The organism is Pedobacter sp. AC379, from assembly GCF_979258145.1.
Window position 1 is genome coordinate 3,627,594 of sequence record NZ_OZ409839.1, and the last position, 19,802, is coordinate 3,647,395.

A 19,802-nucleotide genomic window follows, 5' to 3' on the forward strand; every position below is an offset into this window, starting at 1 on the left:
GCTTGGCCCCAAAAAGATAAAGCTCCCCATCGCGGAGAGCTTTTATCCAACTAACAAAACATATTTTTAAATTCAGTGAGCGGTAATCTTATTTATCCCTTTTTAATCAATTTATATTCGATAACCGGCTTACCGCGTGTACCACCATCGCTAGAAATGTAGCTTACAAATTTCAATTTGTAAACATTACCTGAAGCATCTTTAATTAAGTAGAAAAAATCTGGGCTAACGCCTCCTCCAACACCTTGCTGATTTGGAGAAGTTCTCCATGTTGAACCGATTGTGTTCTTGTCAGCAGAGAAAGTAGCGCTTGCAATATCAGCCTCTGTGAAACCGGCGTAAGTTTTCGTTGTTGTTTTGGTATTTACCACAGCTGCGGTAACACCAGCAAGTTTGTTAATGAATATTAAATCAGAAAAATTATATGGAACAAGATCGCTGCCAAATAATGTCTGATAAACAGAATATGTCCATACCAGATCCCAGTTTGCTTTTTCAGGCTCTACATTTACAACAGTGCCGTTTGTAAGTGATACAAATTTGAAGTTAAAGTTTCCGTCTTTCGGAATATCAACTGTTGTAAAATTGGTGGTTTCTTCGATTTTACCATATTGTAAAGTATAACCTCCTGAAGCATTTCTGGTAACTTTAAGTTTTATCCATGATTTTGCCGGAGTAGCACCACCTGTACCACGGTTTAAAATGATTACCTTATTATCTGCAGCTGTAGCTGAAACAGCAGGAATTACCGTGTTAGAAAGATTACCGTCAATGGCATCAAAAAAAGCAAAGTGTGCAGGTATTGGATTTGCCTGACTAACGGCAAGGGTTAAACCTAATGTATCTGCTTCGCCCACTGTGGCAAGGCTCGCACTTGCAGTAGTAATTACTTTTGCACCTGCACTAGTAGTATTGTTCAAAATAACCCTGAAATCGGCCCCGCTGTAAAAGCCTAAATCCCACGATGCTCTCGCTGCTGAAGTTTGTTTATCGGCACTAAAATCAACATAAACACTATTACCAGCAGCACTTCCTGCTTCAGCACCAATTAATCCGTTAAGTGTTAAAGTACTTCCATCAGATGGCGGTACAACTATAATAGGTTCATCCGAATCTTTTTTACAAGCTGTAAATGTTATTGCTAAAAAAGCAATAGCGGTCATTGAGTTAAATTTGTTCATGTTTATTGTGATTATGTTATTATAAATTAATTATATCCAGGTTATAACTTAAGCCCAAAACGTAAGTGCGGCCATAGCTATAAGGTACAGTTGCACCACCAGTACTGTGTGCCCCGCCACTTGCTGTTGAGCTGTTGGCTAATTGTGTTATATTAAATAGATTTTTAACACCAGCATTAATGGTTAAAGATTTAAATAGATTTTTGTTCAGCATTAAATCAGCTGTATGGAAACCGCTGATCTTTACCAGTTTAACTGTGCTGGTACTGTTTTCGGTAATAAGCTGGTAACTAGGCAGTGCGCCTGTGTATTTGTAAAACAAACTGATACTTCCGCGTAGTTTGGCAAGTGTATAAGTAATATTCGAATTTATTTCTGTAGCCCAGGCAAATTGAGGAGTTTCTATAGTATTGTTTCCGCTTAAATCGTTATACCTGCCAATGTAAGATAGCCCTAAACTAGCCTGTAGATTCTTTTTATAAGTGATAACATTATCAAGAGTACCACCAGTGGTTTTGTATTTAGAAATATTAATTAACGTGGTAATTGAATTATCTGTTGGAGACAGGCCAAAATCAATCCTGTTTTTTACCAGGTTGTAGAAACCGGTTAAAGAAGAACGGAACTCAATATCGCGGTCGTGATTAACCACCCACACAAGCGAGCCATTAAAACTATTCGATTCTTCTGCTTTTAAATTTGGATTACCTAAAATATTATGACTGGCATCTACAAAATCATAATATAATTCTCTTAGCGCAGGTGAACGAAAACCTTTTGCATATGCTAAACGAAAATCAAGATCTTTAGTCAGGATGATTTTAGCGTTAAGTGATGGGATAACAGGAGGAGCATCATAAACTGAATTTTTGATCAACCTTATTCCTGGTCTGATATTTATCGCTTCAGCCAATTTAATTTCAGCAGTAAAAAATGCCGCATAATCATTAATTACAGGCGAACCCTTAATTCTCTGCCCACTTGCTGCATCTCTACTATATTCGATGCCTGGTTGAAATGAAACTGATTGACTTAAATTATAAATTGCAGTTGCCCTGAAATTAGTCGCATTAAATTTTGCAACATCCTGCGCTCCGGCGCCACTTGATAATTCTTCGGTATTATTGGCATAATCATGAATAACTGTTTTAGTTGCACGATCAAGTTTGGTGAAACCCGCAACGGCAGAAAGAAACAGCTTATTGCTAATTTTATATTCTGATTGAAGCTGTTGTGTATAGCGATGTGTGGTATATGTTTGAAGTAAACCTTTGTAATTGTTTGGGTTAAGCCCGTTTCGTACATCAATATCTTCTTTTAGGCCATCTAAACGGTACCAGATATTAAAATTATTATACCGGTAACCAATTTTAGTATTGGCTAATACTTGTTGCTTAGGCTTCCACCGGTTTGTAACAGCATTCACTTCATCTATAGTTGCTGTTTTACTTGCCAGATTCCAGCCGCCAAAATCGTTATGCGTAAAGCCGGCCAACACACTCCAATGGTTATTCTTCCAGTTCGCGCTAAAATTTTGCGTGTGATTTCCTTTCCCTGTTAAAGCTTCATATTCCTCGCCGGCGGTTTCTTCCTGAATCCTTGCAGAAAGGTTTAGTGATTTTTTATCCGGATTTTTGGTGATAATATTAATCACTCCCGCCAGTGCATCTGCTCCATATATTACCGACATCGGTCCTTCCACAATCTCAATCCGCTCAATCGTATTGATGTCAATCTGGTTTAAACTTTCACGCGTATCCGATCGATCGGCCATAGGTATACCATCCAAAAGGATTTTAACATTTCTACCCGTCATCCCCATTAACTGTATTTCAGTAGTTCCTAAGGTTAAATCATTACTAAAGCGAAAACCCAATTCAGTATTTAATATCTGCTGCACATTGTTGGCAGCTCTAAGTTTTATCCGCTCAGCAGTGATCGTTCTAATGTTATAAACCGAATTTTTTAATGTTTGCGGGTTGTACTGCCCCGTAACCACAACATCTTTTAAATCATTTGCCTTCGTGCTATCAACTTTAATTTCCTGAGCAACAGTTACAAATCCAAAAAGCGATAAAGCAATTGATAAATATATTTTCATTTATTTAGACTAATTATAAATAATTGTGCAAATTTGTACATAATCACAAAAAGCAGATAACGCTAAACGGATAATTAATACCGCCAAACGGATTAAATCATTTATGGAATTTAAACTCTCAACATGCTTAAACGGAAATATTATTTACCAAAAAAGCTACCTTGAAAATTTTGATAGTAATGAAGATATCGGTGAGCAGGAAACAGACCTACGCACGGGAAATGCAGCATTAAATTTAAAAGAAAAGTGGTTTAATGGAGTCCACATGAGTATAATGGAGGTTGAAACCAATAAGAAGGAAGCTTTTTTATTCGAAACTTCCAATTCGAATGTTGGCTTTTTATTCTGCCTAAATGGTATAATCGATTATTATTTTAACCATCAGGAAGATAGTATTTTATCCCTCACCAGGGATCAACAAAATATCAATGGAGGCAAAATTTCTGCAATCAATTTTAGCCTGACTGAAAACAGCAAATATTTATATCTACAATTTACAAAAACATATTTTAATCAAATAACAGGTTATCAATTCGATAACATTACATCTTTCCATAAACAGCAATCAATTTCTCCAGAGATCGCTTTATTACTAAAGGATTTGATGTTCCATAACCACGAGGGAAGGGCAAAGCGCTTATTTATAGAAGCAAAAATATTTCAACTGTTGATCATTTACATGAATCAAAAGCATGAGCAGCCTAAGTTTAGCTTAAAAAAAGAAGATGTGAATAAGATTATGTTGGCTAAATACCTGGTAGAACAGGATGTACAAAAGCCGTACTCATTAATGGAGTTATCGCGCAAAGCCGGAATCAATGATTATAAACTTAAAAAGGGTTTTAAAGAATTAACCGGACATACTGTTTTTGGTTATTTATATAAAATCAGGATGGAAAAAGCCCATGATCTGCTGGCAAAAGAAAAAAGAACCGTAAACGAAGTGGCCTTTCTTGTAGGCTATAAAAACGCACAGCATTTTATAGTAGCTTTCAAAAAAAAGTATCAAATTTTACCCGGAATTTTAAATAAAAACTAAAAACTTAGCGCAAACGTTTGTTTCTCTAATCTTTAACCTCATTCACAATTAAGTCAGATTCTACAATTGTATTGTAATAAGCCTGATTTTCGGAATTCGGACTATGAATAAGATCCAGCAAAATGTTTGCGGCTTTTTGTCCCTGGAGATAAGGATATTGCTCAACCGATGCTACAGGCGAGTTATCTAAATAACTGATAATGGGCAGGTTTGCATAACTCACCACATCAAAATCGTTGATTACATTAAGCTTTTTAAAATACTTAATTAAAAAGAGCGCAACATAATCGTTAAAAGTAACAATCGCCGTAGGTTTTCTTTTATGGTTTAAAAAATGGTCGGCAGCTTCAATAGTCCCTTGTTCAGTTAAATCGCAATTTACAACCAATGAAGGATCGAACTTTAAGCGATTAAAAGTAATGGCCTGCATGTATCCATCCTTACGTTCCTCGCTGGCATACAATGTAGTTGGTCCATTAATCATCCCAATACTTCTATGTCCTTTTTTTAGCAAATAATTAACTGCTTTAATGGTTGCACTTTCCAAACTACAAGCAACATAATGAACGTTCTTAAAAGGAGGGATGCGATCAAAAAATACTACTGGGATATTGAAAGAATTTAACTTTTCAAAGTGATCGAACTTTGAAGTGTCTTTACTGATAGAAACCAATAAACCATCTACCCGCTGATTTTTCATCTTTTCTACGAGTTTAACCTCCTGGTCATAGTTATCATGCGATTGCGCAAAAATAACCGTATAGTTTTTCTTAATTGCTTCATCCTCAATTGCAGAAATGGCAATAGAGAAAAAATGCTCAGAAAGTTCAGGTAAAATTACGCCAATAGTGTAAGTCTTTCCTTTTTGAAATAAGATCGCAGCGTTATTTGGCTCATAGTTTAGAGACTTCGCCAGTTGTTTAATTTTCTCTCTTGTTACCGCTCCGATGCTGGGATGATCGTGCAATCCCCTGGAAACACTGGAAGGAGAAATGTTTAAAATTCTGGCTATTTCTTTAATGGTTGTTGGTTTCGATTGCATTGTAATTGCTAAACTACATTAAATTTCTTCAATATGTAATAATACAAAATTAATCAAACGTTTGCGTTGTTTTTTTTTGTCGATTCTTTCCTTCATGATGTAAATATCAATACATTCGACAAATAATCAATTCTTAACGACTGAAAAATTAGATTAGAATTTTTATAAAAATAAATTAATTCCAGCACTCGAAAATTGAATTAACATTACGATAAAACATACCCCAATGATTAACAAAATGCCCCTCCGGTTGGGAGGGGTATTTAAACAAAAAACGAGAAGTGTTCGTACCACTCCTCGCCAATTTGGGTTATTTTCCTGCATGCAGGTACAATAAGTTATCTAAGCTATATGTTTAACCCGTTTCAAAGGTATAAAATCATTTTTAATTAAATGATTATTTAAAATAGCTCCATTTGTGGTATTATCATGCCTGAATGTGTAAACATTTTGAATTTCTGACTCAAGAAGAAGTAATTCATACGTCATATATACTCGCCACGCTTTATTTCTGAAATCATATTGCTACTTTGGTTGCATTAATTTTCAAAATGGCTATTATATATATCCTACTTTCCATAGTAGTGCTTTTTATCATCATCATAAATTTACCGGTTTTCGGTCGCTTACCTAAAGGTTTACGGATGAATAAAATCCATCAAATGCCTAATTACCGTGATGGTGCTTTGCAAAACCTTTCAATTACACCTATGCAGCCTGAAGGGGTGAGTTTTTTTACAATTTTAAAAGCATTCTTTTTTCAGAAAAACCCTGGAAAATCGCCAGATAAAGCACTACCATTTATTACACCCGATATTGCCGGAAAAACCAAAAACAACAATCCTGAAATTATCTGGTTCGGACATTCATCTTACCTGATTAAGGTGGATGGATTTAGAATACTGGTTGATCCGATTTTTAGTAAAACGCCATCTCCGTTTTCTTTTATCGGTGGCAAAGCTTTTTTGGGTACAGATGTGGTAAATGCAGATCAATTTGAAAATATCGATATCCTTTTAATAACACATGACCATTACGATCATCTTGATTATCAAAGTATCCTTAAAATCGCACCTAAAGCAAAATCAATTGTTACTTCACTTGGTGTAGGAGAACATTTAGAAAAATGGGGCATTATAACCGAAAAGATCAACGAATTGGGTTGGAATCAATCCATTACTTTATTTAACAAGCTTAATTTTACGGCTGTTCCTGCAAGGCATTTTACAGGCAGGAAGTTTAAAAGAAATCAAACCCTATGGTCTGCATTTGTGCTAAAAACTTCCAACTACAAACTATTTTTAGGTGGAGATTCGGGTTATGACACACATTTTGCCAAAATTGGAGAAGAATTTGGTCCGTTTGATCTCGCTTTATTGGAATGTGGGCAATATCACGAATATTGGCCATACATCCATATGTTTCCTGAACAAACCGTTCAGGCGGCGATCGATTTAAAAGCAAAGGTTTTAATGCCAGTTCACTGGGGTAAATTTAGCCTGGCCATGCACCCATGGAACGAGCCAATAAAAAGAATTGTAGAGGCCGCCTCACTGAAACAATTGCCTTTAGTTACCCCCAGATTAGGAGAAACAGTGATTCTAAATGAATATTTACCTACCGAAAACTGGTGGCTCGAACAATAAACCTAAACAATAATGGCTGTACGCTGTTTAATTTCTAAAATCGAATAGAATTATGAAAACTGATCTTGTAGAAATTTTTCAAACCATTAGGGCAAGCATACAACCTTACGCAGCTATGGGTTATACAGTGCATGAAAATTCTGAAACCGGTTACGATTTATATAGTGAAAAAAATATCGAGCTGGATGGTAAGAAAATCACAGAACGATTTTTTACTGGCGTTTACATTAACGGGAGCGAGGTGGAAGTAAAAATAAATACGTCAGAATTTACTTCAAAAAATGAACAGCTGGTTGATTTTGGAGGCGATACAGCTGGCTTAAAAATTACTACACTTGATGATAACAAGTTAAAGGAAGTAGAAACGCTAATCGAAATTATCCACACTAACTTTAAAGAAAAACAATGGATTTAATGATTTGATCGTTAAATTTGCGGCAAATAATTTCTCCATAACCTGCTGCTGATTGAATAATTTAAACGCTGAAGATAACTGGCATCATCATTTAAGCATAGCACTAGCCAACAACCAAATTGAGTGCCGCTATTTTTTAAAAGATGGATTTCAACTCTTGCAATTAAACCAGCACATTATTATTCATTTGGTAAGTTTGCAAAATCCGTTTTCAGCAGAAAAACTCATTCAATTACAAGAAATTTACGCCATCAATAATATTAAGCTTGTGCATCTTTGGGAAGATCTCTGGCTCTCCAGGCCTATTTTAGTGTTGGCACGCATTAAATCCTTACTTGGAAAAAACGTACGCATTCACGGAAGAAAAACAAAAATATTTAAAGTAACAAAGCCCGAAGCAGATGAGTTTTTAAATCAAAACCATTTGCAAGGTTCTGTAAGCAGCCGTTATAAGCTTGGCTTATTCGAAAAGGAAGAGTTGGTTGCGGTGGCCACTTTTTCAGCTTTGAGAAAAATGAATCATAGCGAAAATTACCGCTCAGCAGAACTGATCAGATTTGGTGTTAAAGCGGGTTATTCCATAACCGGTGGATTGAGTAAATTAATATCCCATTTTTCAGAAACCTACAAACCGAATGATTTAATGACTTATGCAGACCGTGATTGGTCGGCAGGAGAGGCCTATACCAAATTGGGATTCGAACAAACTGATATTTTAGAACCTATGGTTTATTTATTGGATGAAAATTTGAAACGGTTAATAAAAAAGGATAATCAAACAGTTGGACAAGAGGTGTTTAATACAGGAAGTTTAAAATTTATTCTCAGGTTTTAATGGAAAAGGCAAATCTCGTCATCATTTTAGGCGCAACGGCATCAGGTAAAACCAAACTTGCTGTACAGGTTGCTGATGCACTGGATGGGGAGATAATAAGTGCCGATAGCCGACAGGTTTTTAAACGCATGGATATTGGAACCGGGAAAGATCTTCAGGAATATCAGATTCATCATAAAACAATTCCCCATCATCTTATTGATATTTTGGAACCAGGTGAACGCTATCATGTTGATGCTTTTAAAAATGATTTTTACAAAGCCTTCGAATCAATAACACAGCAAAATAAAATGCCAATTCTTTGTGGAGGTACTGGCATGTACATCCATAGTCTTTTGCAAAATCAAACTTTTACAGCCATTCCGGTAAATGAAGAATTAAGAAATCAATTGAATCTTTTATCCAAAGAAGAACTTATAGATCAATTGCAAAGCAATAACCACAAAAGCCTGGGTCATGTTGATTTATCATCAAAAAAGAGGGTGATCAGGGCACTGGAAATATCAGATTTCTTAAAATACAATCAACTCGAAATTATAGACCGACCGGTTTTAAAACCCATCGTTTTTGGATTAAAAAATGAAGTGGAAATCACCCGGGCAAAAATTTTGGCGAGATTAGATCAAAGATTCAATTCTGGTTTGATTGAGGAGGTAGAACAACTGCTTAAAGATGGAATTAGCAAAGAAATTCTGACTTTTTATGGGTTAGAATATAAATTTATTGTAAACTATCTGGATGGCCTATATACATTAGATGAGTTAAAATTAAAACTTGGCATAGCCATTTGCCAATATGCCAAACGGCAAAATACTTTTTTCAGGAAGATGGAAAAGGACAGTGTAAACGTTATTTGGCTTGATGCGGCATCACAAACGAACAACCTAAAACACCTCGTAATAGAAAAAGTTTGATAAAAAACAATTTAGCTGTTTTTAGTCATTTAAGCGTTGGTTTATCACCTAAATTGTTGTGTAAATTAGCTTTTGGCACAGCCTTTGTAATTGTTGAGGCATAATATATTTAACTCATTAAATCATCCTTAAAAATGAAAACAATTACTAAAATTCTTGCTACTTCAGCAGCTGTAGTGGCACTTTTCTTTTCTACAAATGCTAATGCACAATCTCGTAATTTAGGAATCGGACTAAACGTTGGTGCAGGTACTTCAACTGGCTATGGTCTTGTCCTTGGTGGAGATATCAGATATCAGTTTAACGTAGATAAGCAACTATCTATACCTGTAACAGCTGGCTACAATAATTTTTCAATTAAAGATTCATACGGAGGTGGAAGCTTTGGAGTTATTCCAGTTAAAGCAGGTGCTAAGTATTTCTTTAACGATTCTGGCGCAGGTGCCTATGGTTTAGCTGAACTAGGTGCAGGTTTTGGCACTAATAAAGGTGCAGGTACTTCATTTGTTTATTCTCCAGCTATTGGTTATGCATGGAGTAACGGCTTAGATTTAGCAGCAAAATATGAAGGTTATTCAAATAATGGTAGTATTGGTTTTGCAGGTATCCGTTTAGCTTACGGATTTAGCTTGTAATCACTTACTCACTAAATAGTTAAAAGCCTCCTTTTTAAGGGGGCTTTTTTTATTTCATAAGATTCTGAAAAAAATGAAAATTTAAAAATCCGTTTAAGATATTTTATCGTATATAACCCAAACCCTTAATTAATAACTTAAAATATCTTAAAATGAAAACAGTTACTAAACTTTTTGCAACGACATTAACAGCTCTTGCAATTTTAACCACATCTAATTTAAAAGCACAAACAATGAGTTCTACCGAGCCTATGACGACAGGAAGTGGTATGGCTTTCAAAATTGGTGTAGGTGTAAACTATGGTATATTTCCTGATAAATCTGAAATGGATTACGGTTATGGTGCTGATGTTAAACTTCAGTATGATTTAAGCCCTTATGTAGCTGTTACAGCATCTGGTGGTTATACCCGCTTAAAATGGAAAGGAAGTCCACTTAAATTCGAATTTATTCCATTATTAGGTGGTGTAAGGGTATTCCCGATCGAAAGAATGTACCTTGCTACTGAATTAGGTTCTGGTTTAGCAATTAAAGACGGTGCTAACATGAACTTTATCTACACAGGTGGTTTAGGTTACGAATGGAAAAACGGTTTAGACCTTGGCGTGAAATATGAAGGTTATGTAAACAATAGCGCTTCAGATCTTTATTTCATGAAAACAGGACAATTTAACCTGAGGTTAGCTTATAATTTTAAATTATAATTAAAAGATCATATAATATTGAAGTCTCGATGAAAATCGGGACTTTTTTGTTTATTTACCATTTTAATTGCTAATTTGAGCCGAAAACCAAATACAATGAAAAGAATATTCGGAATAGCAATACTCACCGTTTTAATGGCCTGCAATCAGGTTGATAAAAAATCCACAAAAACAGATTCATTAACTGTTAAAAATGAGGTTTCGATAAAAGACAAACAAAAATCTGAAATATTTAGCCAATATATAACCTTAAAAGATGCATTGGTGAAATCAGATTCTGCCGCTGCCCAAAAATCTGCTTCTCAGTTACAAACCAGCTTGGCTGCATATAAAGGTTGCGAACCCACTGCTGGTGTAGCCAGTAAAATTGCAGCCAGTAATAACATTGGTTCCCAACGAAAAGATTTTACCGTTTTAAGTGCCGATTTAATTGCTTTGTTAAAAAATGCTGAAATCGAAAAGAGGCACAATTTATGTTCAACACTGCCCGATGGCAAATAAAGGTGATGGAGGAGACTGGTTATCAACAGAAAAGGAAATCAGAAATCCTTATTACGGAAATGAAATGCTGGAGTGTGGTAGGGTTGCAGAAGAGATCAAGTCAAAATAGATTGCAGAAGCCGTTAAATTAAGCATGATTGTTACGTCATTTTGACCAATTATTCATATTAATTTAACAGATTTGTTATGCATGTATATTAATTTTTATATAATTTAGAAGCTATAAACACAATACAATAATATGTCAGATATTGCAGAGATTAAAGTTGATGGTAAAACAATAGAATTGCCAGTAATAACAGGAACAGAAGATGAAAAAGCCATTGATATTTCAAAATTAAGAGATCTTACGGGCTTTGTAACTTTAGATACTGGTTTTAAAAATACTGGTTCTACAAAAAGTAAAATCACTTTTTTAGATGGTGAAAAAGGCATTTTAAAATATAGAGGTTATTCTATCGAAGAACTTGCCGCAAAATCAAGTTTCTTAGAAGTAATTTACCTGATCATTTATGGTGATCTTCCTACGCAACAACAATTGGAAGATTTACAGGCTGATATCAGCAAGCATACGTTGATCCATGAGGATATGAAGAAATTTTTTGATGGTTATCCATCAAGATCTCATCCAATGGGGCAACTGGGCTCGTTAATTTTCTCTTTATCTACTTTTTATCCAGAGTGTTTAAAGCCAAATCAAACTGCAGAAGAACAGGATTTAACCATTATTAAACTTTTGGCTAAATTCCCTACCATTGTATCTTTTGTTTATAAAAAATCATTAGGTCATCCGCTTATTTATCCAAAAAATAAATATGACTATGTAACCAATTTCCTTTGGATGACATTTGGACAACGTACAGAGGATTATGATGTAAATCCGATTGTTGTTAATGCGATGAACAAATTGCTTATTCTGCATGCAGATCACGAGCAAAACTGTTCAGCCTCTACAGTACGTATTGTAGGTTCTTCTGATTGTAATTTATATGCTTCTATCGCTGCAGGTATTGCTGCACTTTGGGGGCCATTACATGGCGGTGCTAACCAAGCTGTTATCGATATGCTTGAACTAATTAAAGCAGACGGTGGTGATACAGAAAAGTGGATTGCAAAGGCAAAAGATAAAAACGATCCTTTCCGTATGATGGGCTTTGGTCATCGTGTTTACAAAAACTTCGATCCAAGAGCAAAAATCATTAAAAAGGCTTGTGACGATATTTTAGAGAATTTAGGTATCGATGATCCAATTTTAGAAATTGCTAAAAAATTAGAAGAAGCAGCTTTAACTGATCAATATTTTATCGATCGTAAATTATATCCAAACGTAGATTTCTATTCAGGTATTATATACCGTGCTTTAGGTTTCCCTTCAGAAATGTTTACTGTTCTTTTTGCGCTAGGCCGTTTACCAGGATGGATTGCACAATGGAAAGAAATGCATGAAAACAAGGAACCGATTGGTCGTCCCCGTCAGATTTATGTTGGCGAAACGGATAGAGAATTTGTTGAATTGAAAGACAGAAAATAATACTGTAAAACATATAAAAAAAACCACTCGGATATTTCGAGTGGTTTTTTTTGTGTTATTTTTTATCAAGCAATCCTCATGCTGATTTTATTTAAGCATCTTGCTTCATCGAGCCTTGAATAAATCCAATGGTTACATTTGATGAGTATTACAATTTATGTAGCTACATAATAAATCAGGTTGATCATCACCATTTCTGATAATTTGAAAGCAACCGCATAAAGGATCAATATCCAGAATATTTTAAAAATTGTACTCCATGTTTTACGCTGGTAGAAGACTGTAAGTGCCTTAAACATATACCAGAATAAGTATACAGTAACTGCAATTTCAATAATATTACTTATTAAAGAACTTTCACCAAACACATGTTTCATGATGGGCTGAGTAAAAATAGACACGATAAAGTAAACCATCATGCCATGAATGGTAAAAATCAGGTGATCAAGGTAATAGATGTGGTTTTTCCTGAAATTGAGCATAATAAACCACGCCAATAATGGCATAAGCAAGAAAAATTGTTTTGGCCGGTTATGTTCCAAAGTTTCCTGAATTACTTCCGATTTTTCGCCAATTGTTATTGCTCTCTTTTTAATTAATTTCTCATACCAACCATCTTGTTCAGAAAGCGGCAATTTCTTCTGTCTGGATAAATAAGCAGCATAAGTGCTATCATTCCTTTCGATATGGATATCATTGTATTCTTCAATAATATCCGCAAGTGAGTCTGATTTTAACTTTGCATTTTCTGCATGTAATCTGCTCAGTTCTTTTTCCTGATCAGCAAAACCAAGCTTTACAAATTCTTGCTTTTTAATGGCCTCATCTATTGTAGTTGTTGCTTTAGTAGCAATCTCTTTTGAGATTCCACTCAGTTTTAATGCTTTTTTTACACTATCGGTAACATTCCGGTCTTTTTTCTTTACAATATTGACATGGTTTTCATCAGAATCTTTTGTTACATGCTTTGGAGAATAAACCACGAGAAAGTATACAATCGATACGAAAATATACATGCTTACCGGGTTAATGTACCGGGCTCTTTTACCAGCCAGGTAATCAAGTGTAACCTGCCCAGGTTTAGTTAAAAGAGGAGAGAGGGTTTGAAAAAATTTATTGTCGAAATGAAAATAATGTGCAATACTATGGCTTATAAAGCCCCAGAAACTCTCTTTTAATTCTAAATTTGGTTGGCCACAATCACTGCAATAATGTTTCTCAACGTGCGAACCGCAGTTTAAGCAATTGTGTTCTTTTCTATACTTACCGGCTGACATGGGATAAATCGATCTTATAAATGGTTAATGGCTTCTACTTCGGCTCGCGTATGTTTGTGTTTAAATATAATTACAAAAACTATTGCAATAACCAGTACATAAATGGTAAAAGACAACCAGATGTTGTGCCAGTCTTTTACGTCCAAAGCGCGACTTAAATCTCCATTTTGTAAAACACTTATCCCTTTATTATTTAAAAATTTAAGCAGGTGCACATTGTCTGCTTCGCTTTTAACATATTTTGATAATGAACCGATATTGCTGTAATAGGTGGTGAAATATTTATTAATCATCCATCCAGATACCAAGCTACCAAATACAGCACCAAAACCATTGGTCATCATCATAAATAAACCTTGTGCTGATGATCGATTTTTAGGCGTAGTTGATGTTTCTACAAACAAAGAACCTGAAATATTAAAGAAATCGAAAGCCATACCATATACAATACATGAAGTAATGATCATCCATAAATTGGTAGAAGGATCGCCTAATGCAAATAAGCCAAATCGTAATACCCAGGCAAACATCGCGATTGCAATTACCCATTTAATCCCAAATCTTTTTAAGAAAAATGGAATTGCCAGAATAAACAATGTCTCAGAGATCTGGGAGATGGATAAAATAATTGTAGAATATTTAATTACAAATGATTCTGCAAAAACAGGAAAAAGTTTAAATTCATCTAAAAATACATCTCCATATGCATTGGTTAATTGCAAAGCCGCACCCAAAAACATCGAAAAGATAAAAAACAATGCCATTTTGTAATCAGAAAATAATTTAAAAGATTCTAATCCGAGTTTTTGTGCAAATGTTTTTTTCTCGCTAATTAAGTTAAGTGGCTTACATGCCGGAAGTGTAAATGAATATACACCTAAAAATAAGGCACTTATGCCGGCGATATAAAATTGATTTGCACTTGCTTTATTTCCTGTTAAATTGGTAAGCCACATGGCAGCAATAAAGCCTACTGTACCCCAAACGCGAATAGGAGGAAAGTTCTTAACTACATCAAAATTGCCATTTTTTAAGGTTGTATAGCTAATCGAATTGCTTAATGCTATGGTTGGCATATAGAAACACATGGCTACCAGCATTACCCAAAAGAAAGTATGCGGATTTTCTACCTGAGGTAAATAAAACATGGTAGCAGCATATAGAATATGTAAAATGGCGTAAAGTTTTTCTGCATTAATCCATTTATCGGCAAGAATACCGGTTATGGTTGGCATAAATAACGAAGCAATACCCATTGTAGAAAAGATGATTCCGAAATCTGCACCATCCCATTGTTTGGTTCCAAACCAGTAATTTGCAATCGTAATTAACCAGGCAGCCCACACAAAGAATTGCATGAAACTCATTATAGTTAAGCGAAACTTAACGTTCATAATAATAGTTTAGTTTGATTTATTGAAAGTAAAAGCTGAATATAGAACTATTTTGAATCATAATCCAAAATGAGCCCAAATTATTTTAAACAATTTGGGCTATTTTGAGATTTGGCTTTTTATTTAGTGATTTTTAGAAAAAATCTCATTGGATTTTGTAGAAAATGTCTTTTTTAGACAGTTTAAGAAGTTCCGCGTTTGTTAAGTTCATCTCTTAGGCGTGCAGCTTTCTCATAAGCTTCATCAGCAATGGCTTCCTGTAATTTTTGCTGAAGTTCTTCTAAGGTAAGGTCACCATAGCCTTGTTGTTTGGTAGAGGTTGGCAAACTATCGGCTTCAGGCTCTTTGGCGATAGAATCCATATTTTCGAGAAAAAGAAAGTCATTTCCTTCAATAACGATTCCGGCGGAAGCCAAAATAAATTCGTAGGTATAAATCATGGCATTAAAGCGAACTGCCAAAGCAATTGCATCAGATGTCCGGGCATCAACTTCATGTGTATTTTTACCATCGCTACAAATCAGTTTGGCATAAAACACACCATCAACGAGGTTGTAGATAATAATTTCCTGAATATTGATATGAAAAGTATCGGCCATAGATTTAAATAAATCATGTGTTAATGGCCTACTTGGAGTCATTTTCTCAATTTCTATAGCAATGGCCTGTGCTTCAAAGGCTCCAATGATGATTGGCAACCGGCGACGTCCATTTACTTCTCCTAAAACAAGGGCATAAGCACCAGATTGAGTCTGGCTGTAAGATAAACCTACAATATCTAATTTTACTTTTTTCATATCTGTTTTTCAAACCTCGCAGGTTTAATTCTGGTTAATAAGTCTTTTTTCTAACTCATTGAAGGCTATCGCCATTTTAAAAACTGCGAGATTTAAAGGTTTATTTTTATCCCTTATGCGCTTTTAATGCTTCAATTAATTTTGGTACAACTTCAAAAGCATCACCAACAATACCATAATCTGCCACTTTAAAGAAAGGTGCTTCCGGATCTTTATTGATCACTACAATAACTTTTGATGAACTTACACCCGCTAAATGCTGGATTGCTCCTGAAATACCAATGGCGATATACAAATTAGGACTGATTGAAATACCTGTTTGTCCTACGTGCTCTGAATGTGGTCTCCAATCAGCATCCGAAACTGGTTTTGAACAAGCGGTAGCTGCACCCAATAAACCTGCTAATTCTTCAATCATTCCCCAGTTTTCCGGTCCTTTAAGCCCTCTGCCTGCTGATACAACTAATTCTGCATCAGGTAACGATACCTTATCAGCTGCTCTTACAATATCTTTAATAACAGTACCCAGATCTGATTGTTTAATATCAGCTGTAAAGTTCTCTATTGTTGCATCAGTTGCATTTTCTTTAATGCCAAAAGCATTTGGGTTTAAGGCAATAACTTTATTTGCAGAGGTTAATTCAGTGATGGCAAATGCTTTACCTGAAAATGCGGTTTTCTTAACTGAAAATTTACCATCATTGCTAGGCAACTCAACTGCACCATCGGCTAAACCAGCTTTAAGTTTTACTGCAATGCGTGGAGCTAAACCTTTACCAGAGAATGAATTAGATAAAACAACGATATCAGCACCTTCTTTTTCAGCTGCTGAAGCAATAACACTTGCATACGCTTGATTTACAAAAGTTTTTAATTGCTCGGTACTTACATTTAAAACGTTTGATGCACCATATTTACCTAGTTCTTTTAATTCTGTTTCTGCAACATCACCAATAGAAATAGCGGTTAAATGAGTTGATTGCTGATCGGCAATGGCTTTGGCATAAGATACTGCTTCGAAAACAGATTTCTTAAATTTGCCCTCAGCTTGTTCTACATATACTAATACTGACATATATTTTATTCCCTAGATTCCCTTATATGGGAATTTACATTAAATTAATTCGATTAACTATCTCTTTTTTAACTGAAAACTCCTGGCTGCCAACTAAATTACCTTGGCTTCGCTGTGTAATAAGCTGACTAACTGTTCGGTTTGATCGGCAGCAATAAGCTTAACAGTTCCGCGTGGGGCAGGGGTTTCATACTTGGTTACCTTGGTTACTTCTTCTATAGAAACTGCTTCTACAACGTTTAAAGGTTTTGTTCTGGCACTCATGATTCCGCGCATATTCGGAATTTTTGGCTCCGCTACACCTTCTGCACAACTGGCAACAAATTTGCCAGAAACAGTTAAAACTTCTTTACCGCCTTCAATTTCTCTTTCTATTGTTGCAACATCACCATCAATTTCTAGTTTCTTAATGATTGAAACCGATGGAATGTCTAAGAATTCGCCAACCATAGCCGCAACCTGGTTACCATTATAATCAATAGATTCGCGACCAGTTAAAATCAGGTCAAAATCTTTATCTTTTGCGTATTCTGCAATTTGTTTCGCTACAAAATAAGCATCTCTAGGTACAGCATTTACCCTTACCGCATCATCGGCACCAATTGCGAGTGCCTTCCTGATGGTTGGATCGTTAGCCGCTTCGCCAACATTAATTACCGTTACCGTTCCCTTACCACCTTCAGTTAACTCAATTGCACGTGATAAAGCGATTTCATCGTATGGATTAACAATATATTGCACTCCTGACGTATTGAATTCGGTATTATCATTAGTAAAAGTTATTTTTGTCGTCGTGTCTGGCACGTTACTGATACAAACTAATATTTTCATATGTTAATAGTGGTTTTTATTGCTATGAACGATCTAGAACTGTAATTGTTTAGTTGTTGATCGGTTCATATATGATATCATTATTATATAAGGTCTTTCTGCAAATTTAATTAAAAAAGCAAGGAATTAAAATGTCATCCACCCGTTTAAGTAAGTTATTAGAATTTTTAGAGAGTGATCCTAACGATCCATTTATACTATATGCCTTAGCTACAGAGTATAACGCTCAAAATGATAAGGAAAAAGCCTATTCTTTTTACCTTCAGTTAACTGATAAACATCCAGATTATGTTGGAACTTACTATCATTTTGGCAAATTATTGGAAAAAGACGATCAAAAAGAGAAAGCAATCGAAATTTATCAAAAGGGAATGCAGGTAGCCAGAAATAAAAGAGATATGCATGCATTTTCAGAATTGCAGGGTGCATACAATTCTGCCGCAGGATTGGATTACGAAGATGATTAATTCCATTTGCAGTTATCAATTTTCAGTTTGAACCCATGCAGACCAAACCCATTGCCGCTAAAAAACAGTGGCTGTTTATTAGAAACGTAGTCTTTTTTACCTTTACTTCTTTTGGCGGTGCGCAGGCCCATTTAGCCTTGTTGCTTAAATATTTTGTTCATAACACTAAGTTTATTTCTGAGGAAGAACTTTTGGAACTTAATGCCCTTGCACAAGTACTGCCAGGGCCAGCCTCTACACAAACTTTGGTGGGTATAGCCTGGAAAGTAGGGAAACTGAAACTCGCCATTATTACTTTCCTCATCTGGATTTTACCTACTGCAGCTGTTATGACTTTTGCGGCCATAAGTTATGCATTGCTCGATCAGAAGCAAAAGTTTAATGATATTTTAGAATATATCCAGCCAATTGCATTGGGCATTGTGGCTTATGGTGCCTGGAAACTAGGCAAAAAGGTTTTATCATCCCAGGTTTCTATATTTTTAGCCATAGCTTCAGTTATTGCCACTTTGGTGTTGAGAAATGCTTATGTATTTCCATTATCTATATTAATCGGGGGTATGATTTCATCTGCCATAGAAACACCAAAAGAAGAAACGGAATTAAGGGTTAAACTTTTTTCAAACATCAACCCTAAAAAACTAATTTACTTTATTGGTGCCTTGTTGTTATTTGCTTTGGTGGGTGCAATTATTAACCGTACTTCTCCTTTCAGCTTACCTATCCGTTTGCTCGAAAATTTTTACCGTAACGGAATACTTGTTTTTGGAGGCGGACAAGTACTTGTACCACTGATGTTTACAGAGTTTGTAGAAATGAAACACTATTTACCTTCATCAGGCTTTTTATCTGGTTTCGCACTGCAACAAGCTTTGCCTGGACCTACGTTTTCATTTACCAGCTATTTAGGGGCGTTGAGCATGAAAAATTTCGGTTATGGGATGTGGGGACAGATTTTAGGTGGATTAATTGGCGTAATCGGCATTAATTTACCAGGATTGATCCTCGTTTTGTTTATTGTTCCTTTTTGGGACGATCTTAAAAAGATTTCAAGAATCCGTCATAGTCTTTCGGGAATAAATGCAGTTAGTGTTGGTTTTATAATTGCTGCATTTGTATTGTTGTTAATCCCCATGGGCTTTAACTGGGTATTTTTAGGCATTATGCTGGCAACATTTTTATTGCTTAATTTCACTAAGGTAAGTCCGCCAATTATTGTACTTGCTGGAATTTTGATTGGGTATTTGTTTTAGTATTGCTTTTTAAATTAACAATATGAATCATCAGGAAAGCAGATAAGATTAATATTGTCAGCTATTAATGCTTTTCCGATGAAGATATCGTCATTTCGACCGTAGTGGAGAAATCTTTAAATGTGATTTTAATAGTTTGCTTTAAAGATCTCTCCATTCCGTTG

At 35.3% G+C, this 19,802-nt stretch carries 19 protein-coding genes; 11 read left to right on the forward strand and 8 right to left on the reverse strand.

All coding sequences use genetic code 11. The features are described 5' to 3' along the window. Positions 1-92 precede the first annotated feature (92 nt). Positions 93-1,181: an HmuY family protein gene (locus ACZZZW_RS15815; RefSeq protein ID WP_463494816.1), complete on the reverse strand. Its 1,089-nt coding sequence runs from the start codon at positions 1,179-1,181 to the stop codon at positions 93-95. Between the two features lie 19 nt (positions 1,182-1,200). Next, a complete protein-coding gene (locus ACZZZW_RS15820; RefSeq protein WP_463494818.1) occupies positions 1,201-3,282 on the reverse strand; it encodes a TonB-dependent receptor plug domain-containing protein in 2,082 nt (693 codons plus the stop codon). 103 nt (positions 3,283-3,385) lie between these two features. Here ACZZZW_RS15820 and ACZZZW_RS15825 point away from each other — a divergent pair, with 103 nt between their 5' ends. Further along, positions 3,386-4,321 carry a helix-turn-helix transcriptional regulator gene (locus ACZZZW_RS15825; protein WP_463494820.1) on the forward strand — a complete coding sequence of 312 codons (936 nt, stop codon included), beginning with the start codon at positions 3,386-3,388 and terminating at the stop codon, positions 4,319-4,321. Positions 4,322-4,346: 25 nt separating this feature from the next. On the opposite strand, the gene ACZZZW_RS15830 is transcribed toward ACZZZW_RS15825, so the two are convergent. Continuing rightward, positions 4,347-5,363: a LacI family DNA-binding transcriptional regulator gene (locus ACZZZW_RS15830; RefSeq protein WP_055913993.1), complete on the reverse strand. Its 1,017-nt coding sequence runs from the start codon at positions 5,361-5,363 to the stop codon at positions 4,347-4,349. A 551-nt stretch (positions 5,364-5,914) separates the two neighbouring features. On the opposite strand from ACZZZW_RS15830, the gene ACZZZW_RS15835 reads away from it, so the two are divergent. The 8 genes from ACZZZW_RS15835 (at position 5,915) to ACZZZW_RS15870 (ending at position 12,544) form a co-directional block, all read left to right on the forward strand. Beyond that, positions 5,915-7,009: an MBL fold metallo-hydrolase gene (locus tag ACZZZW_RS15835; protein ID WP_463494822.1), complete on the forward strand. Its 1,095-nt coding sequence runs from the start codon at positions 5,915-5,917 to the stop codon at positions 7,007-7,009. A 52-nt stretch (positions 7,010-7,061) separates the two neighbouring features. Further along, positions 7,062-7,424 (forward strand): hypothetical protein, encoded by a 363-nt coding sequence (locus tag ACZZZW_RS15840; RefSeq protein WP_055913987.1) that lies wholly within the window; start codon positions 7,062-7,064, stop codon positions 7,422-7,424. 52 nt (positions 7,425-7,476) lie between these two features. Next, the gene (locus ACZZZW_RS15845) at positions 7,477-8,259 is read left to right on the forward strand and encodes a hypothetical protein (protein WP_463494824.1); all 783 of its coding nucleotides are present in this window, start codon (positions 7,477-7,479) and stop codon (positions 8,257-8,259) included. Further along, positions 8,259-9,173 (forward strand): tRNA (adenosine(37)-N6)-dimethylallyltransferase MiaA, encoded by a 915-nt coding sequence (gene miaA / locus ACZZZW_RS15850; protein WP_463494826.1) that lies wholly within the window; start codon positions 8,259-8,261, stop codon positions 9,171-9,173. Before ACZZZW_RS15845 ends, miaA begins: the two co-directional genes overlap by 1 nt. A gap of 134 nt (positions 9,174-9,307) precedes the next feature. Further along, on the forward strand, positions 9,308-9,808 hold the full coding sequence (locus ACZZZW_RS15855) for a hypothetical protein (protein ID WP_055913979.1): 501 nt from the start codon (positions 9,308-9,310) through the stop codon (positions 9,806-9,808). A 152-nt stretch (positions 9,809-9,960) separates the two neighbouring features. Beyond that, positions 9,961-10,512 carry a hypothetical protein gene (locus ACZZZW_RS15860; protein ID WP_055913976.1) on the forward strand — a complete coding sequence of 184 codons (552 nt, stop codon included), beginning with the start codon at positions 9,961-9,963 and terminating at the stop codon, positions 10,510-10,512. Between the two features lie 96 nt (positions 10,513-10,608). Then, the gene (locus ACZZZW_RS15865; protein WP_463494828.1) at positions 10,609-11,013 is read left to right on the forward strand and encodes a DUF3347 domain-containing protein; all 405 of its coding nucleotides are present in this window, start codon (positions 10,609-10,611) and stop codon (positions 11,011-11,013) included. 241 nt (positions 11,014-11,254) lie between these two features. Beyond that, a complete protein-coding gene (locus tag ACZZZW_RS15870; protein ID WP_055913968.1) occupies positions 11,255-12,544 on the forward strand; it encodes a citrate synthase in 1,290 nt (429 codons plus the stop codon). A 155-nt stretch (positions 12,545-12,699) separates the two neighbouring features. Here the strand turns inward: ACZZZW_RS15870 and ACZZZW_RS15875 are convergent, their stop codons facing one another. From ACZZZW_RS15875 to ACZZZW_RS15895, 5 genes are all read right to left on the reverse strand, one after another. After that, positions 12,700-13,821, reverse strand: a complete 1,122-nt coding sequence (locus tag ACZZZW_RS15875) for a DUF3667 domain-containing protein (RefSeq protein WP_463494831.1) — start codon at positions 13,819-13,821, stop codon at positions 12,700-12,702. Between the two features lie 14 nt (positions 13,822-13,835). Beyond that, positions 13,836-15,215 carry a nucleoside permease gene (locus ACZZZW_RS15880; RefSeq protein WP_463494833.1) on the reverse strand — a complete coding sequence of 460 codons (1,380 nt, stop codon included), beginning with the start codon at positions 15,213-15,215 and terminating at the stop codon, positions 13,836-13,838. A gap of 182 nt (positions 15,216-15,397) precedes the next feature. Next, positions 15,398-16,012: a bifunctional nuclease family protein gene (locus ACZZZW_RS15885; RefSeq protein ID WP_055913958.1), complete on the reverse strand. Its 615-nt coding sequence runs from the start codon at positions 16,010-16,012 to the stop codon at positions 15,398-15,400. A 106-nt stretch (positions 16,013-16,118) separates the two neighbouring features. Beyond that, positions 16,119-17,087, reverse strand: a complete 969-nt coding sequence (locus ACZZZW_RS15890; protein WP_463494835.1) for an electron transfer flavoprotein subunit alpha/FixB family protein — start codon at positions 17,085-17,087, stop codon at positions 16,119-16,121. 93 nt (positions 17,088-17,180) lie between these two features. Continuing rightward, positions 17,181-17,918 carry an electron transfer flavoprotein subunit beta/FixA family protein gene (locus ACZZZW_RS15895; RefSeq protein ID WP_055913952.1) on the reverse strand — a complete coding sequence of 246 codons (738 nt, stop codon included), beginning with the start codon at positions 17,916-17,918 and terminating at the stop codon, positions 17,181-17,183. A 131-nt stretch (positions 17,919-18,049) separates the two neighbouring features. Between ACZZZW_RS15895 and ACZZZW_RS15900 the strand changes: the two genes are divergently transcribed. Then, on the forward strand, positions 18,050-18,385 hold the full coding sequence (locus tag ACZZZW_RS15900) for a tetratricopeptide repeat protein (protein WP_463494837.1): 336 nt from the start codon (positions 18,050-18,052) through the stop codon (positions 18,383-18,385). 35 nt (positions 18,386-18,420) lie between these two features. Beyond that, a complete protein-coding gene (chrA, locus tag ACZZZW_RS15905; protein WP_463494839.1) occupies positions 18,421-19,638 on the forward strand; it encodes a chromate efflux transporter in 1,218 nt (405 codons plus the stop codon). Positions 19,639-19,802 lie beyond the last annotated feature (164 nt).

Bases quoted from the DNA above. Each gene is read 5' to 3' on its own strand.
- ACZZZW_RS15815 (WP_463494816.1), bottom strand. From the start codon at position 1,181: ATGAACAAATTTAACTCAATGACCGCTATTGCTTTTTTAGCAATAACA.
- ACZZZW_RS15820 (WP_463494818.1), bottom strand. From the start codon at position 3,282: ATGAAAATATATTTATCAATTGCTTTATCGCTTTTTGGATTTGTAACT.
- ACZZZW_RS15825 (WP_463494820.1), top strand. From the start codon at position 3,386: ATGGAATTTAAACTCTCAACATGCTTAAACGGAAATATTATTTACCAA.
- ACZZZW_RS15830 (WP_055913993.1), bottom strand. From the start codon at position 5,363: ATGCAATCGAAACCAACAACCATTAAAGAAATAGCCAGAATTTTAAAC.
- ACZZZW_RS15835 (WP_463494822.1), top strand. From the start codon at position 5,915: ATGGCTATTATATATATCCTACTTTCCATAGTAGTGCTTTTTATCATC.
- ACZZZW_RS15840 (WP_055913987.1), top strand. From the start codon at position 7,062: ATGAAAACTGATCTTGTAGAAATTTTTCAAACCATTAGGGCAAGCATA.
- miaA (WP_463494826.1), top strand. From the start codon at position 8,259: ATGGAAAAGGCAAATCTCGTCATCATTTTAGGCGCAACGGCATCAGGT.
- ACZZZW_RS15855 (WP_055913979.1), top strand. From the start codon at position 9,308: ATGAAAACAATTACTAAAATTCTTGCTACTTCAGCAGCTGTAGTGGCA.
- ACZZZW_RS15860 (WP_055913976.1), top strand. From the start codon at position 9,961: ATGAAAACAGTTACTAAACTTTTTGCAACGACATTAACAGCTCTTGCA.
- ACZZZW_RS15865 (WP_463494828.1), top strand. From the start codon at position 10,609: ATGAAAAGAATATTCGGAATAGCAATACTCACCGTTTTAATGGCCTGC.
- ACZZZW_RS15870 (WP_055913968.1), top strand. From the start codon at position 11,255: ATGTCAGATATTGCAGAGATTAAAGTTGATGGTAAAACAATAGAATTG.
- ACZZZW_RS15875 (WP_463494831.1), bottom strand. From the start codon at position 13,821: ATGTCAGCCGGTAAGTATAGAAAAGAACACAATTGCTTAAACTGCGGT.
- ACZZZW_RS15880 (WP_463494833.1), bottom strand. From the start codon at position 15,215: ATGAACGTTAAGTTTCGCTTAACTATAATGAGTTTCATGCAATTCTTT.
- ACZZZW_RS15885 (WP_055913958.1), bottom strand. From the start codon at position 16,012: ATGAAAAAAGTAAAATTAGATATTGTAGGTTTATCTTACAGCCAGACT.
- ACZZZW_RS15890 (WP_463494835.1), bottom strand. From the start codon at position 17,087: ATGTCAGTATTAGTATATGTAGAACAAGCTGAGGGCAAATTTAAGAAA.
- ACZZZW_RS15895 (WP_055913952.1), bottom strand. From the start codon at position 17,918: ATGAAAATATTAGTTTGTATCAGTAACGTGCCAGACACGACGACAAAA.
- ACZZZW_RS15900 (WP_463494837.1), top strand. From the start codon at position 18,050: ATGTCATCCACCCGTTTAAGTAAGTTATTAGAATTTTTAGAGAGTGAT.
- chrA (WP_463494839.1), top strand. From the start codon at position 18,421: ATGCAGACCAAACCCATTGCCGCTAAAAAACAGTGGCTGTTTATTAGA.